This is a genomic window from Rhizobium centroccidentale, assembly GCF_030182565.1.
In the GTDB taxonomy this organism is placed as follows: domain Bacteria; phylum Pseudomonadota; class Alphaproteobacteria; order Rhizobiales; family Rhizobiaceae; genus Rhizobium.
Genome location: NZ_JAQJCG010000007.1, coordinates 1 through 16,118, shown reverse-complemented (window position 1 = coordinate 16,118; position 16,118 = coordinate 1). Strand labels below are relative to the sequence as shown.

Genomic DNA, 16,118 nt, shown 5'->3' with positions numbered 1-16,118 from the left:
AAGCAACCGGATAAGGGCTGCGTGCATTAAGGCTTGCGCCAGCAACGGAACCGGCCAGTCGAAAGCCATGCAAGTTTGGGATCAATACCCTCAATAGGATCAGGAACCATGCCGGGCACATCCCAGCCACCGCTGCACTCCAACCATCGCGAGCGCGAAATTCTCGAGGAATTGCGGTTAGCTGGCGGCGCCAGCCGCATCCAGTTCCTGGCCGAACGGCTCGGCGTTTCCGAAGAAACCATCCGCCGCAACATCCGCAGCCTGGAGGCCAACGGGCTTGTGACCAAGGTGCATGGCGGGGTCCATATCAAGGACTCGATGATCGAGCCGCCGCTGCATCTGCGCATGAACGAAAATGCCGAGGCCAAGCGGATGATCGCCGCCTCGGTCGCCGCCATGATCGAGGATGGCGATGCGCTCTTTCTCGATGTCGGCTCGACCACCGCCTTCATCGCCGTCGCGCTGCAGAAGCATCAGAACCTCTTCGTCGTCACCAACGCCGTCGCGGTTGCCCATGCGCTCGCGACCCGCAATGGCAATCGTGTCTTCTTTGCCGGCGGCGAGCTGCGGGGCCATGATGGCGGCACGTTCGGCATGGAGGCCGCCAATTTCCTGCGCCGCTTCAATGTGCGCCACGCGATCCTTTCGGTCGGTGCCATCAACGCCGCTTCCGGCTTCATGCTGCATGATCTGGAAGAAGCGGAATATTCGCGGGAGGCGGCCAGCCGCGCCGAAAACCGCATCGTCGTCGCCGATAGCGCCAAATTCGGCCGCAGCGCGCCGATCGTCCTCAGCGAACCTGCGACCTACGACGTACTGGTCACCGACGACACCCCACCGGCCGATATTCGCGCCATGCTGGAGCGCAACGAGATCAAGCTGGTGATCGCCAACCGGCAACGGGACGAACGACGGTAACAGGACCGTCAAATCAGGCACTTAACCTTTGCACATCGCCTCCAGCGTCAGTGCCGCCTTGCTCGCGTGGCGCTCCTTATGGCGTAGCAGCCGGAAGCTCCGGACCGGCAGATCGAATGCCGCCCGAACCAGCAGCCCCTGCCCGAGATAGGCGCTTGCCGCAGCACTGGAAACGGCCGCCGCACTTTGGCCGGCGCAAACTGCCGATAACACTGCCTCATTCGAAGGGAGAACGAGCGCAACATCGAGTTCACGCGGCGAAGCCCCGAGCCTGGCAACCGCATTCTCGAATTCGGAACGCGTGCCCGACCCCTCCTCCCGCATCACCCAGGATGTGCCGCTTGCAAGATCGGCGGCGGTGAGCTGCCGACCATCGGCCCAGGGATGATGCGGCGGCACGACGATGACGAGCGCATCCTGTGCGACGATCTTCATCGACAGCGCCGGCGCATCCACTTCGCCCTCGATGAAACCCAGTTCGGCCGCACCGTCGATAACGGCTTCGGTTACGGTTCGCGTATTGCCGATCGTAAGATCGAGCTCGATACCGGGATAGTCGCTATGAAACCGCATCAGCAGGGGTGGCAGCCAGTAGCTGGCGATGGTCTGGCTGGCATAGAGGCTGAGGCGGCCGCGCTGCAGCCCGCCCAGTTCCGAAAGCATGAGTTCGGCTGAGCGCACACGTGCAAGAGTCGTCCTTGCTTCTCCTAGGAAGGATCGGCCCGTCTCCGTCAGCTCGATCCTTCGACCGACGCGATGAAACAGCTCCACGCCGTAATAGGCCTCAAGGTTCTTGATCGCAGAGCTGACGGCGGATGGCGTCAGCTTGATGGCTTCTGCGGCATTGGTCAGATGTTCTCGCTCGGCGACAGCGACGAAGATTGCAAGTTGCTCGAAGGTCATGGGAAATCATTCTAATTTATCGAATGAAACATAGGATAATATTCGATGGATGTCGACATCGGCAGATGAGACTTTCCAGCCGTCACCAAATCACAAGAAACGAATGACGGCGCCCCATGTCCATCGCTCAACGAACAAACAAGATCCTTCCCGGCCTCGCACTCACCTCGGGCGTCGCCCTTCTGGCCTATGCTGCGGAGCATGTTGAGGTGGGCCTCCTTGGTGGCCGGTGGATCGAAAGCCTGGTGCTTGCCATCGCCCTCGGCATTGCGGTTTGCACGATCAAGCCGCTGAAGCCGGCGATGAAGCCTGGCATCGATTTCAGCGCCAAGCTTCTTCTGGAAATCGCCATCGTCCTTCTCGGCGCCTCCATCAGCCTTTCGTCGATCCGCGGCGCCGGCGTCTGGCTGATTGCCGGCATCGCCATCGTCGTCCTGCTGTCAATCACGGCCACCTATCTCATCGGCCGGGCGCTCGGCCTGCCGCCGAAGCTCGCGACCTTGATCGCCTGCGGCAACTCGATCTGCGGCAATTCGGCAATCGTGGCCGTTGCGCCCGTGATCGAGGCCGACTCGCAGGAGATCGCCGCAGCGCTTGCCTTTACCGCCGTCCTCGGCATTGCCGCCGTGTTTCTGCTGCCGCTTTTCTATTTCCACTTCAGCATGAGTGTGCCGCAATACGGAACCCTTGCCGGATTGACGGTCTATGCCGTGCCGCAAGTATTGGCAGCGACCGCGCCCGTCGGCCTGCTCGCTGTCCAGACCGGCACGCTCGTCAAGCTCGTCCGCGTCCTGATGCTGGGCCCGGTCATCTTCCTGCTCGGCATCATCACCAAGACGGAGGCGACAGGAACGGATGGACGCGGCGGCCATCACCATTCTCTGGTCCCCTGGTTCATCTGCGGCTTCCTGGGATTGATGGCGCTGCGCTCCTTCGGGCTGATCCCGGATACGCTGGCGGCACCGATGGAAACTGTTTCCGGCATTTTGACCGTCATCGCCATGGCCGCACTCGGCCTGTCGGTCAATATCCGCTCCGTCGCCCATGCCGGCGGTCGGGTGATTGCCGCAGCGACGCTATCGCTATTGACGCTGGGCGCCATCAGCTACGGTCTGATCCTCGCCCTGCAGATTCAGTAGCATCCGCCGCAAAGATTGGCCGAGGATCAACTCAGGCTCGATGCCTCGGCTGATTTCAGCAAAGCCGCGGTCTCGCTTTCGCAAGAAGGATAGCCGATGGCATAGCCTTGAAGCTCGTCGCAGCCGACCTCGGCGAGAACGCGCGCATGATCCTCTGTCTCGACCCCTTCGGCGACCACCTCGACATTCAATGTGCGTGCGATTTCGATGATAGAGCCGACGAGGCGACGCTGCTCCTCAGACACCGTAACCGCAGTCACCAGCTGACGGTCTATCTTCAGCCGCTTCGGTTTCAGCTTGACGAGACCGATCAGCGAAGCATGACCAGAGCCGAAATCATCGATCTCGATATCGATTCCCATCTCCTTGATACCTGCGATATTGGCAAGCACGGCCTCGTCGGGCTCATCCAGAAAGATGGTCTCCACCAGCTCGAAGGCGATGGCGTGGCGCGGTATTCTGAGCGCCTTCAAACCGTCGATCAGGTCGGGATCGGCAAGCCGGCGACCAGAGATATTCACAGCAATGCGCGGCGGTGAAAGGCCCTGCGAAACCCAGGCTGCCCGATCCGCCAGTGCGCGCTTCAGCACGGCCGCATCGATCTCTGCGGTAAATCCATATTCATCGGCGACCTTGAGGAAGGCCACGGGGCTCAGCAATCCCCTTCCCGGATGCCGCCAGCGTGCCAGCGCCTCCAATCCGACGATGCGGCGGCTCTGCGCATCCACCTGAATCTGATAGAAGGGTTCGATCTGTCGCAGCACTGGCGCCAATCGCAACTCGTCGGCTAGGCGGCGTTCTGCATGCAGATCGGACTGGAGCTGCGGCGTGAAGAACTCCACCCGGTTGCGGCCAAGTTTCTTGGCCTGAAAAAGGGCGACATCGGATTCTGCCAGCAGATTGCCTGCGCCGCTCGTCTGGCCTATCGCCCCGCCAATGGACGCGCCGATCTTCAGCATCTCGTTGCCGAAACGCACTTCGCGGCGCAATCGGGATAGAATGTCGTCGGCGATCGCTTGAAGCCTTTCGACACTGCCGATATTGACCAGCACGGCCACGAACTCGTCGCCGCCGATGCGGGCGACGATGTCGTTGGCGGTTATCGCTCCGGAAATGCGGGCGGCAGCGCTCTGCAGCGTGGCGTCACCAGCCGCATGACCCCATTTGTCGTTGATCTCCTTGAACCCATCGAGATCGATATGGAGGATCGCAAGAGTCCCGATAGACGCATCGTTGCGCAACTCGGCCAGACGCCGGTCGAAATAGCGGCGGTTTGGAAGGCCCGTGAGATAGTCGTGATCGGCGGCATGTTCTATTCGCGCGCGACTGTGCTCCAATGCAACGGCACGCGCTTCGGCGATCGCTTTTTGACCACTCAGCTCGCGATTGAGCAGGACGTCGGCGGTGACGTCCCATTCCGCGCCGATGAAAGAAGGCGCCCCGTCGGCATCCTCATAATAATGCGCGCGCGAGCGCAGATGACGCACCTCGCCTCCGGGCAGGATGATGCGGAACTGGGAATTGTAGAAACCCTTCCTGGCCAGCGCGACATCGAAGTCGCGGATAGCCCCTTCGAGGTCCTCGGGATGCAGCGCATTCATCCAGACGTCTGACGAAACCCGGTGCTCATGAAGTCCGGTCCCGTAGAGCTTGTGCATCTGCGAGTCCCAGAGCAATTCCTGCTCGTTGACATTATGCTGCCAGACACCGATTTGAGACGCCTCCAGCGCCAGCTCCAGCCTCCTCAAAAGGTCCTGGAACTCTTCTTCGCTTCGTCCTGATGTCGTCTCTGCCAAAGAGCACTACCCCCTTCGGAAACTGAAGAGACCAACTAATCGCAGCCAATTATAGTTGCACTACTCCCTTTCGCGAACTTTAATGCCTGCGCAAGCTACCCAAATTAATAGCAGCACTGCAATCCCTGCCAACGGCCGGCGCCTCTCAATGGTTGTGCCGCGGCGGATTGGCAGCGATGCCGCGGAAATCGGCGGCGCCATCCAGCACGGCTCCGTCGGAAAGCTGCGTGACCGAACGGCGATAGATGCGCTGCCATGGCGTCGCATCCGGCGGCACCGCCGGAATGCCGTCGCCCTTGCGACGCGCGATCTCCGCCTCGTCCACCAGCATGTCGCAGCGTCCCTGATTGAAATCGATGCGGATGATGTCACCGGTCCTGAGCCAGGCAAGGCCGCCGCCGGCCGCACTTTCCGGCGAGGCATTCAAAATGGAGGGGCTGTCGGCCGTGCCAGATTGGCGCCCATCGCCGATCGTCGGCAAGCTCTTGATGCCCCTTTTAAGAAGATGATCCGGCGGCTGCATGTTGACGACTTCCGCCGATCCCGGCCAGCCGATCGGCCCAGCGCCGCGGATGACGAGAATGGTCCTTTCGTCGATGCCGAGATCGGGATTGTTGATGCGCTTGTGATAATCCTCGGAGCCGTCGAAAACAACCGCCCTCCCCTCGAACACGCCTTCGTGGCCCGGCTCCTGCAAGTAGCGGCTGCGGAACTCCTCTGAGACGACGCTCATCTTCATGATGGCGAAATCGAACAGATTGCCTTTGAGCACCAGGAAGCCGGCGCGCTCCTTCAGCGGCTGTGCGAAGGGACGGATGACCTCGCGATCTGTCGCCTCCCGGCCCTTCAAATTCTCCGCCATCGTCCGGCCGGTGACCGTCGGACAGCTGCCATCCAGCTTGCCGGCCTGCAGCAACTCCCACATGATGGCCGGAACGCCGCCGGCACGATGGAAGCGCTCGCCGAGATAGGCGCCCGCCGGCTGTACATTGGCAAGCAGCGGAATGTCGAAACCATGCACCTGCCAGTCGTCGGGATGGAGCTCGACGCCGGCGTGCTTGGCCATGGCGGCCAGATGCGGCTGCGCATTGGTCGAGCCGCCGATCGCGGAATTGACCCTGATGGCATTGAGGAAAGCCTCGCGCGTCAGCACATCCGAGGGCTTGATATCGGCAAGAACCAGCTCGACGGCTCGTCGTCCCGTGCGGTAAGCCATCTGTCCCCGCTCGCGATAGGCGCCTGGAATGGCGGCACAGCCGGTGAGCGACATGCCAAGCGCTTCCGCCATGGCATTCATGGTGGAAGCCGTTCCCATCGTATTGCAATGGCCGATCGATGGAGCCGAGGCGAGAGACGCCTCCATGAACTCCTCCTCGTCGATCTCGCCTGCCGCCAGCTTGCGGCGCGAGCGCCAGATCACCGTGCCGGAGCCGGCAAGCTCGCCTTCATGCCAACCGTCGAGCATAGGTCCGCCGGAGAGAACGATCGCGGGAATATTGACTGTCGAGGCCGCCATCAATGCCGATGGCGTGGTCTTGTCGCAGCCGGTCGTCAGCACGACGCCATCGAGCGGATAGCCGTAGAGCACTTCCACCAGGCCAAGATAGGCGAGATTGCGGTCCAGCGCCGCCGTCGGACGCTTGCAGTTCTCGAAGATCGGATGCGTCGGAAACTCGATCGGGATGCCTCCCGCATCGCGAATGCCGTCGCGCACGCGCTTGGCGAGATCGAGGTGATGGCGATTGCAGGGTGTCAGATCGCTACCGCTTTGGGCGATGCCGATAATCGGTTTGCCGGACCGCAATTCCTCCGGCGTGATGCCGTAATTCATGAAGCGCTCGAGATAGAGCGCCGTCATATCGATATGATCCGGATTGTCGAACCAGTCCTGCGAACGCAGACGACGCTTGGATGCACGCTGATCGCTCATCTCTTCCTCAAGCCTTTCCTCGGACATTCTTGTCTTCCAGATGCTGTAGCAGGCCGCTGTGATCCTGCTCGCCGCCGCCGTTTTCGACGAATTCGGCAAACTCGGCTCGGACGGCTTCGGTCAACGGCAGATGAAGCGACAGGTTCTGCGCCGCCGCCAGCACCGTATCGAGATCCTTCAATTGATTGCGGGCTGTGCCGCCAGGCTCGAAGTTGCGTTCGATCATGCGCTGGCCATGCAGCTCCAGAATCCGGCTTTCGGCGAACCCGCCGCGAATAGCGTCACGAAAAGCCTCGCGCGAACCGCCGCCGGCCTCGACCAGCAGCATCGCTTCCGCAACGGCTCCGATGGTTACGGCGACGATCTGTTGGTTGCCGAGCTTTGCAAGCTGGCCTGTCCCGCTCGGACCAACACGGGTTACGCGCCCGAGAGGCGCCATGATATCGCGCACGCTGTCGATGACGCCGGCATCGCCGCCAGCCATGATCGCGAGCGTTCCGGCAGCCGCCCCCACCACGCCACCGGAGACCGGCGCATCGATGTGTCGGATACCGCGCTCGGCAAGTTTGAAGGCATGTTCACGGGCAACGGCCGGCGATATCGAGCTGTTGTCGATAACGATCGCGCCAGCCTCCAGCACATCGGCCACGCCGCTGCCGAACAGGACTTCGCCGACAGCTCCGCCATTCGTCAGCATTGTGAAAAGCACCGCGGCTCCCCGCGCCGCCTCTACCGCCGTATCTGTGACGGTTGCGCCATCGGCAGCCAGAGGTTCCGCCTTGCTGCGATCGCGATTCCAGACGGTCACGGCAAACCCGGCGGCCAGCAAACGCCGCGCCATCGGCGCACCCATCAATCCCGTGCCGAGAAAAGCGATCTTCCTGCCGCTCATAGACTATCCTCCGAATGCGACGCACCAACCCCGAGGTATGCTATCGCCCTTTGGGTCCTTGCGCCAACCGGCCACTCCTCATGCCCGATGTACGTCAATCAAATCATCCAAGAGCTTGATAAACCTATGGTGCCAGCATGCAAAGAAAATCGGCGACCTAGCCGAAAATTCTTCGACCCTGAATTCGGAATAGGCCGCAGATAAAGGAAAAGGCGGGACCTTTCGGTCCCGCCCCTGGCCTGTCGAGGACTGGAGGTCGATTCGGCAAGGCCTCTATTCGGCGGCGATCGGGAGTACCTCCGCCGAATGTTCGTTGTCGTTGTGGTGATGCTGCTTGAGCGGACGATTGCCTGTCAGCCTGCGGATCAACACGTAGAACACCGGGGTCATGAAGATGCCGAAGAAGGTCACACCAATCATGCCCGAGAACACCGCGATACCCATGGCGGCGCGCATCTCGGCACCGGCACCGGTCGAGGTGACCAACGGCACGACACCCATGATGAAGGCCATAGAGGTCATCAGGATCGGGCGCAGACGCAGACGGCTGGCTTCGATCGCAGCCTGAACCGGCGTGCGGCCCTCGAATTCCAGCTCGCGGGCGAACTCCACGATCAGGATCGCGTTCTTTGCCGATAGACCGACGAGCACCACCAGGCCGATCTGGGTGAAGATATTGTTGTCTCCACCCGTGAGCCAGACGCCGGTCAGCGCCGCCAAGACGCCCATCGGCACAATCATGATGATGGCGAGCGGCAAGGCTAGGCTCTCGTATTGGGCGGCCAGCACAAGGAAGACCAGGAGCAGCGCCAGCGGGAAGACGACGACGCTGGAATTGCCGGCCAGGATCTGCTGGTAGGTCAAATCCGTCCATTCGAAGTCTATACCGGGCGGCAACGTCTCATGCAGAATCTTCTCGATCGCTGCCTGTGCCTGGCCTGACGAGAAACCGGGCGCCGGGCCGCCATTGATGTCAGCTGCCAGAAAGCCGTTATAGCGGTTCGTGCGTTCCGGACCCGTCGTGGCATCCACCTTCAGCAGGGCTGAAAGCGGGATCATCTGACCCGATGCCGAACGAACCTTCAACTGGCCGATATCTTCCGGCTGAGCGCGGAACTTGGCATCGGCCTGCACGCGGACACTGTAAGTGCGGCCGAAGGCGTTGAAGTCGTTCACATAGAGCGAACCGAGATAGATCTGCAGCGCCTGGAAGACGTCGGTGACGGAGACCCCGAGCTGCTCGGCCTTGGCGCGGTCGAGATCGGCAAAGAGCTGCGGCACGTTGATCTGGAAGCTCGAGAAGATGCCGGTGAGTTCCGGTGTCTGGTAGGCTTTGCCGATCACTGCCTTGGCCGCCTGATCGAGCGCCTGGTTGCCGAGACCGGCGCGATCCTCGATCTGCAGCTTGAAGCCGCCCGTCGTACCGAGACCGTTGACCGGCGGCGGCGGGAACATGGCGATGAAGGCATCCTGAATGGCGCCGAACTTCTGGTTCAGTGCCATGGCGATCGCCCCGCCCGAAAGGTCCGGCGTCTTACGCTCGTCGAAGTCCTTCAGCGTCACGAAAACGATGCCCGCATTCGAGGAATTGGTGAAGCCGTTGATCGACAGGCCCGGGAAGGCGATCGCATTGGCGACGCCCGGCTGCTTCAGCGCGATATCAGTCATGCGCTTGATCACGCTTTCCGTACGGTCGAGGCTTGCAGCATCCGGCAACTGTGCGAAGCCGATCAGATACTGCTTGTCCTGCGACGGCACGAAACCACCTGGAACCGTTGTGAACAGGCTATAGGTCGCTCCCACCAGCGCGAGATAGACCACCATGACGATGCTCTTGCGCGAGACCAGACGGCCGACGCCCTTGCCGTAATATTTCGAACCGGCTCCGAACGCCCGGTTGAAGCCGCGGAAGAACCAGCCGAAGACCGCGTCCATGACCCGCGTCAACCGATCCTTCGGCGCATGATGGCCCTTCAGGAGCAGAGATGCCAGCGCAGGAGACAGGGTGAGCGAATTGAAGGCCGAGATGACGGTCGAGATGGCAATCGTCAGCGCGAACTGGCGGTAGAACTGGCCGGACAGGCCGGAGATGAAGGCGAGCGGCACGAAAACCGCGACGAGGACCAGCGCGATCGCGATGATCGGACCGGAGACTTCCTTCATGGCCTTGTAGGTGGCGTCTCGCGGGCTGAGCCCGCTCTCGATATTGCGTTCGACGTTCTCCACCACCACGATCGCGTCGTCCACGACGATACCGATCGCCAGCACCAGGCCGAACAGACTAAGCGCGTTGATCGAGAAGCCGAAGACATACATCACCGCGAAGGTGCCGATGATCGACACCGGAACGGCGATCAGCGGGATGATCGAGGCGCGCCATGTCTGCAGGAAGAGGATGACGACGAGGACGACGAGCGCGATGGCTTCGAGCAGCGTGTCGATCACCTTCTCGATCGAGGCGCGGACGAATTTCGTCGTATCATAGACGATCTCGTACTTAACGCCCGCCGGCATGGCCTGCTGCAGCACATTCATGGTCGAGCGCACGTTGTTCGCGATCTCGATCGCGTTCGAACCGGGCGCCTGGAGAACTGCGACGGCGACCGCCGGCTTGCCGTCGAGCAGCGAACGCAGCGTGTAGTCTTCCGCACCGAGCTCGACGCGAGCGACGTCGCGAAGGCGGGTGATCTCGCCATTGGCGCCCGTCTTGACGATGATGTTGCCGAACTCCTCAGGTGTGCGCAGGCGGCCCTGGGCATTGACGTTGAGCTGCAGATCTACGCCCGGCCGGCTGGGTGAGGCACCGATGATGCCAGCCGCAGCCTGGACGTTCTGGGAGCTGATCGCATTGCTGATGTCGCTGGCGGCAAGATTATGCTCGGCCGCCTTCTGCGGATCGATCCACACGCGCATGGAATAGTCGCCGGCGCCGAAGACCTGCACCTGCCCAACGCCTTCGATCCGGGCGAGCCGATCCTTGATATTCAGGGTCGCATAATTTCGCAGATAGGTGATGTCGTGGTCGGCCCCGTCCGAGACGAGATTGACGACCATGATGAAGTCGGGCGAGCTCTTGACGGTCGTGATGCCGAGGGCACGGACTTCCGTGGGCAGGCGTGGCTCGGCCTGCGAAACGCGATTCTGCACGAGCTGCTGCGCCTTGTCCGGATCGGTGCCGAGCTTGAAGGTGACCGTCACGTTGAGAACGCCGTCTGATGTCGCCTGGCTGGACATGTAGAGCATGCCCTCGACACCGTTGATCTGCTCTTCGAGCGGCGTCGCCACCGTTTCGGCGATGACGGTCGGGTTGGCGCCCGGATAGGTGGCGCGCACGACGATCGACGGGGGCACGACCTCTGGGTATTCGGAGATCGGCAGCGCTCTGAGGCCGATCAGGCCGGCGACCACGATGAGGACCGAAAGAACACCGGCAAAGACCGGGCGGTCGACAAAGAATCTGGAGATGTTCATATCAAAGCCCCCTCTGGGGTGAGAACGGATGCAAAATTCCTGTCCGACGATTTGAGAGCCGTCGGCGGATCATGTGATTTCGGAATGTCGGCCTTCTGCCCACGGGCAGAAGGCGAAGTCTTATTGAGCGGTCGCGACCTTCTCTGCCAATTGCGGCGCGACGACTGCACCGGGACGGATGCGCTGCAACCCGTTGACGACGATCTTTTCGCCAGGTTTCAAGCCGTTCTCGATCACTCGCTGGCCATCGACCAGCGATCCGAGCTGGACCTGCCGGTAATTGACCTTGTTCTCGCCATCCACAACGAAGACGAACTTTTTGTCCTGGTCGGTGCCGACTGCACGGTCGTCGATGACGATCTTGTTCTCGGCCTTCGGCTGGCCCATGCGGACCCGCACGAACTGACCTGGGATGAGACGACCGCCCGGATTATCGAAAACGGCGCGAACGCTGACGGTGCCGCTTGCTGCGTCGACTTCGTTGTCGATCAGCTGCAATTTGCCCTTGATCGGCGTGCCATTGTCGCTTGCCGTGCCGACCTGAACCGGGATCTGCTCGACGGGCGGAACAGCGCCGCCGGTTGCCGGCAGTTCGGCCAGAGCCTGCGTTACGGTCTGCTCATTGGCGCTGAAGCTCGCATAGATCGGATCGACCGAAACGAGCGTCGTCAGTGCCGGCGACGACGAACCGGCAGCCACGAGATTGCCGACGGTGACGGCGATCTTGCCGACGCGGCCGGCGATCGGGGCGCGGACCTGCGTATAGTCGAGGTTCAGCTGCGCGGTCTGAAGGGCTGCCTCTGCAGCCTTCAGATTGGCCTCTGCCTCGGCAGAGTTGCTGGTGCGGGTATCCATGTCACTCTGCGAAATCGTCTTGTTGTCGAAGAGCTTCCGGCCGCGATCGACTTCGACTTTAGCGAGATCGAGCTTGGCTTTTGCTGCCCCGACCTGGGCTTGAGCTTGGGCAACAGCCGCCTCATAGGGTGCCGGATCGATCGTCACCAACAGGTCGCCCTGCTTGACCAGGGCGCCCTCGCGGAAATGCACCGATTGAATCGCTCCGGCGACACGCGGCCGGACCTCGACACGGTCGATGGCTTCCAGACGGCCGGAAAATTCCTGCCAGGGTGTGATGTCACGCGGCTCGACGGCCGCAACCGTAACGGGGATAGCCGGCTTTGCGGCCGGGCTCGCCGCCTCTGTTGCCTGCGCGCCGCGCGGCAGCTCCAGATAGAAGGCCCCACCAGCAACAGCCGCAGCAACACCCATGCCGGCGCCCCACAGGGCCCAGCGCTTATCGTTGGACTTCATGTCAGTCTCTCCTTTGGCCCCGTCTTGGGATACGGGACCTCAAATTCCTATCGTCTCAACAAAATCAGGGGCCGAAGCACCGCGCATCCGCGTGACCATCGCTCCGGTCTCATGCCTTCGACATCAGCCCAATCCGCGCTCATCCCTCGCGAACAGGATCTCCTAGTCGATCAAGCCTGCACGTCTTCGACAAAACCCTTGAAACAACAGCAGATATCTTGCTGCCATGAAGGTCTGTCCTTCGACTGCCCGCCATAGAGGGTGGGCCAGCCTGTCCCGGCGGGAAGGACTTGCTGGCGAACACGGACGCCAGCCGCTTTCAGCCGACTGCCGTATTCCATGCTCTCGTCGCGGAGCGGGTCGTCCTCGGCCGTGAGCACCAATGCCGGCGCGAGGCCCGAAAGCCGCGAACAGTATCGAGGCGCTGCATAGGGGTGACAGACACCGCCCAGGAAACCCAGGTAACGGTTCCAACCCTCCGTCCAGCGCTCGCGCATGCCGCTTTCCTCCGCCTGGAGGAAAGATTTCGATCCCATGAAGGGATCAAGCAAAGGCGATATCAAAACCTGTCCGTCCAACGAACCCGGCATCTGATCGCGCGCCTTTAAAGCGACGCCCGCTGCAACATTGCCACCCGATTCCTCACCGGCGACAAACAGCAGCGATTTTTTCGCTCCGCCCAGCGCAAGCATGTTCCGCTTGTTGCTGAGGTAGGCGAGAAGCCCGTAGGCGCATTCCAGCACCTTCGGAAAAGCATTCTGATTGCAGCTGGTATAATCCGCCGCAACTACGATGGCTCCGGCCTCAGCGAGGCTTGCCGCCACTGGCCTGTTGGTCGCGTGACAGGTATCGAGAAAGGCGCCGCCATGCAGATAAAGCACAAGGGGTGCCGCCTTCTTCAAACCTTCACCGTTGTAGATCCGCGCTTCCACCGGCCCCGTAGGCACGTTTTCCAGCACAACATCTTTCCACGGCGCACTCATCAACCCAAATCCCTGTCTGTTCGAGTGAATATGATGATGCAGCAACCGTTTAGCATGCTTCACAATCATATTCTCGATAATGCGGCTTTCAGCGCCCCCGTGCCGCATTGCAACAATCTTGAAAAGAACATATTGTTATTCCGCTTCGAGAATAAGTAGCCTATATTCGATCAGACTATTCACCATTACAAACAATCGACCTCTTTTCATCGGGTCGAGGGACATCATGGAATGGACCAGTTATCAGCAATGCGGGCATTCGCGCGTGTGGTGGAGACGGGTAACTTTACCCGCGCCGCAGCCGCCCTCTCCATGCCGAAAGCGACGGTGACGACGCTCATCCAGTCGCTGGAGGCGCATCTGCACGCGAAACTCCTCAACCGTACGACCCGCCGCGTCATGGTGACGACGGATGGCGCGCTCTATTACGAGCGGGCGATTCAGATCCTCTCCGAGATAGAGGAGCTGGACGGCAGCATCAGCAATTCGCAGAGCCTGCCAAGTGGCCGCCTGCGCGTGGAAATGGCCGGCGCCTTCGCCGAAAAGATCGTCATGCCGGCGCTTTGCGATTTCCACCAGCGCTATCCGGATATCCATATCGACCTCGGCGTCGGGGACCGGCTGGTCGACTATCTGGCCGAAAATGTCGATTGCGCATTGCGTGCCGGCATGCCGAGCGACCAGTCGCTGATCGCTCGCCGGGTCGGCGAGATCCATCTCGTCACCTGCGCCGCTCCGCTTTACATCGAGAAGCACGGCATTCCGGAGCGGCCGGAGGAGCTGGAAACCAGTCACTACGCGGTCAGCTATTTCCGCGCGCAAACCGGCCGCACGATTCCTTTCCTGTTCGAACGCGGCAACGAGTCGCTGGAAATCACTCCCCGCTACATCCTCTCGGTCAATGACAGCCGCAGCTATTTGCAAGCAGCCATGACCGGCCTCGGCATCGCGCAGGTTCCCAGCTTCATGGCGCGGGATGCCCTTGCCAAGGGCGACCTCGTGCCCGTCCTCTCCGGCTGGACCCGGCCGACGCTGCCCATGCACATCGTTTATCCGCCCAACCGGCATCTGAGCAACAAGGTACGCGTTTTCGTCGACTGGCTGGCGAAGCTGCTGGCAACCTCGCGGGTCGGCGAAGCTTGAGACGCACACCACCTTCTTCTCTCTGTGAAGAAGGTGGTGCCGATTGCGAACAATCAGTTCCAGGAAGCGCCTGCCTGCTGACGAACCGTCGAGTTCAGTCGGTTCCACACATTGTCGATCGCTATTGCAATGATGAGGGCGGAGAGCGCCTTTTCGTCGTAGTGTCTTGTGGCCTCGTTCCAGATTTCGTCTGTGACGGCATCCGGCCGGTCGGCAAGGCGGGTGACGGCTTCCCCAAGTGCCAAAGCGGCGCGTTCGGCATCGGAAAAGTAGGGCATTTCGCGCCAGGCGGAGACACCGACGATGCGCTCCATGGTCTCGCCCGCCTTCTGCAGCTTGCGAAAGCCCATGTCGGTGCAGACGCTGCAGCCGTTGATCTGGCTGATGCGCAGATGCACGAGGTCCATGATGTTTTCCGACAGGCCGCGATCTTTAATCGAATTGCTGACGGCCAAGAGCGCCTGCAGCGTTTCGGGCAGAACGAGGACCGGGTTCTTCATACGAGCTTGCATAATTCTTTCCTCTGATTGTGAGAGCCCTGTTGCGGCTCATCTCCCGACGATGCACTTTCCCGCCGATCCGATGTCACACCGGCCGGATTTCGTTCGTCATGGGTTTGACGGATGAGGACGAGGAGATGTGACCGATGGACGAAAAAAAGTGGCAGGCAGAGAAATTCGAGGCGAACCGGCCGCATCTGCGCGCCGTCGCCTACCGCATGCTAGGCTCGCGCACGGAGGCGGAAGATGCGGTGCAGGAGACATGGCTGCGCCTTGTCCGGAGCGACGCATTGGAGATTGAAAATCTCGCCGGCTGGCTGACGACTGTCACGGCGCGCATCTGCCTCGATCTGCTGCGATCACGCAAATCGCGCCGCGAGGAGCCGCTGACCATCCATGTTCCAGAGCCGGTGGTGATGCATGAGGCTGGAAACGGCACCGACCCGGAACAGGATGCCTTGCTCGCGGACTCCGTCGGCCTCGCTCTTCTGGTCGTATTGGAAAAGCTGAACCCGGCCGAACGGCTTGCCTTCGTCCTGCACGATATGTTCGACGCCTCTTTCGATGACATTGCCCCGATTCTGGGGCGCACGACTGTCGCGACACGCCAGCTTGCGAGCCGCGCCCGCCGCCGCGTGCAGGACACGCCATCAACGACGGAGGCCGACCTCACCCGCCAGCGCCACGTCGTAGACGCCTTCTTCACAGCCTCTCGTGACGGCGATCTGCAGGCGCTACTCGCCGTCCTCGATCCCGAAGCCGTCTTCCGGCCGGATGCGGTTGCCGCCCGCATGGGAGCGGCCGGCGAAATCCGCGGGCGCGTGGATGTCGCCAAGACCTTCCGGGGCCGTGCGCGGGGAGCCCGGTTGGCGGTCATCAACGGCGCGGTCGGTGCCATCGTCGTCATCGACGGACAGCTGCGCATCGCCCTGCGTTGCACCCTCAATGCAGATGGCATGATTACCGTTATCGACGCGATGGCCGATCCGGAAGAACTGCGCAAGCTGGAGATCGTTTTGATTGAAACCTGAGATTAGAGCAATTCCAGGAAAAGTGCGCAGTATCCGTCTTAGTCAAGCTTGTTGAGGCGTCCAAAAGCGATCTTCCCGGATGAGTGCGTTTGCCAGGACGA

Annotated in this window: 12 protein-coding genes; 4 read left to right on the top strand and 8 right to left on the bottom strand. The window is 61.4% G+C overall.

Annotation, left to right across the window (positions count from 1 at the left end; translation table 11 throughout):
- The first annotated feature begins 108 nt into the window (after positions 1–108).
- Positions 109–918 (top strand): DeoR/GlpR family DNA-binding transcription regulator, encoded by an 810-nt coding sequence (locus PH562_RS11325; RefSeq protein ID WP_113229936.1) that lies wholly within the window; start codon positions 109–111, stop codon positions 916–918.
- A gap of 21 nt (positions 919–939) precedes the next feature.
- Here the strand turns inward: PH562_RS11325 and PH562_RS11320 are convergent, their stop codons facing one another.
- On the bottom strand, positions 940–1,821 hold the full coding sequence (locus PH562_RS11320; protein WP_285173057.1) for a LysR substrate-binding domain-containing protein: 882 nt from the start codon (positions 1,819–1,821) through the stop codon (positions 940–942).
- A gap of 116 nt (positions 1,822–1,937) precedes the next feature.
- On the opposite strand from PH562_RS11320, the gene PH562_RS11315 reads away from it, so the two are divergent.
- Entirely contained in the window at positions 1,938–2,960 is a 1,023-nt protein-coding gene (locus PH562_RS11315) for a YeiH family protein (protein WP_285173055.1), read from the top strand.
- A gap of 26 nt (positions 2,961–2,986) precedes the next feature.
- Here PH562_RS11315 and PH562_RS11310 read toward each other — a convergent pair whose 3' ends face one another.
- The 6 genes from PH562_RS11310 to PH562_RS11285 all read right to left on the bottom strand — a co-directional run bounded on the left by PH562_RS11310 (position 2,987) and on the right by PH562_RS11285 (position 13,343).
- Positions 2,987–4,756 carry a bifunctional diguanylate cyclase/phosphodiesterase gene (locus tag PH562_RS11310; protein ID WP_285173053.1) on the bottom strand — a complete coding sequence of 590 codons (1,770 nt, stop codon included), beginning with the start codon at positions 4,754–4,756 and terminating at the stop codon, positions 2,987–2,989.
- Between the two features lie 145 nt (positions 4,757–4,901).
- Positions 4,902–6,686 (bottom strand): IlvD/Edd family dehydratase, encoded by a 1,785-nt coding sequence (locus tag PH562_RS11305; RefSeq protein WP_285173327.1) that lies wholly within the window; start codon positions 6,684–6,686, stop codon positions 4,902–4,904.
- Positions 6,687–6,693: 7 nt separating this feature from the next.
- A complete protein-coding gene (locus PH562_RS11300; RefSeq protein WP_285173052.1) occupies positions 6,694–7,578 on the bottom strand; it encodes an NAD(P)-dependent oxidoreductase in 885 nt (294 codons plus the stop codon).
- 273 nt (positions 7,579–7,851) lie between these two features.
- Positions 7,852–11,049 (bottom strand): efflux RND transporter permease subunit, encoded by a 3,198-nt coding sequence (locus PH562_RS11295; protein ID WP_113229931.1) that lies wholly within the window; start codon positions 11,047–11,049, stop codon positions 7,852–7,854.
- Positions 11,050–11,169: 120 nt separating this feature from the next.
- Entirely contained in the window at positions 11,170–12,360 is a 1,191-nt protein-coding gene (locus PH562_RS11290; protein WP_285173049.1) for an efflux RND transporter periplasmic adaptor subunit, read from the bottom strand.
- Positions 12,361–12,530: 170 nt separating this feature from the next.
- Positions 12,531–13,343 carry an alpha/beta hydrolase fold domain-containing protein gene (locus tag PH562_RS11285; protein ID WP_113229929.1) on the bottom strand — a complete coding sequence of 271 codons (813 nt, stop codon included), beginning with the start codon at positions 13,341–13,343 and terminating at the stop codon, positions 12,531–12,533.
- A gap of 231 nt (positions 13,344–13,574) precedes the next feature.
- On the opposite strand from PH562_RS11285, the gene PH562_RS11280 reads away from it, so the two are divergent.
- Complete coding sequence (locus PH562_RS11280) at positions 13,575–14,486, top strand: LysR family transcriptional regulator (protein WP_095435644.1); 912 nt, start codon at positions 13,575–13,577, stop codon at positions 14,484–14,486.
- Between the two features lie 53 nt (positions 14,487–14,539).
- Here the strand turns inward: PH562_RS11280 and PH562_RS11275 are convergent, their stop codons facing one another.
- Positions 14,540–14,998, bottom strand: a complete 459-nt coding sequence (locus PH562_RS11275; protein ID WP_285173047.1) for a carboxymuconolactone decarboxylase family protein — start codon at positions 14,996–14,998, stop codon at positions 14,540–14,542.
- Between the two features lie 134 nt (positions 14,999–15,132).
- On the opposite strand from PH562_RS11275, the gene PH562_RS11270 reads away from it, so the two are divergent.
- Positions 15,133–16,017, top strand: coding sequence for a sigma-70 family RNA polymerase sigma factor (locus PH562_RS11270; RefSeq protein ID WP_285173045.1), 885 nt, complete (start codon positions 15,133–15,135; stop codon positions 16,015–16,017).
- The last annotated feature ends 101 nt before the right edge of the window (positions 16,018–16,118 follow it).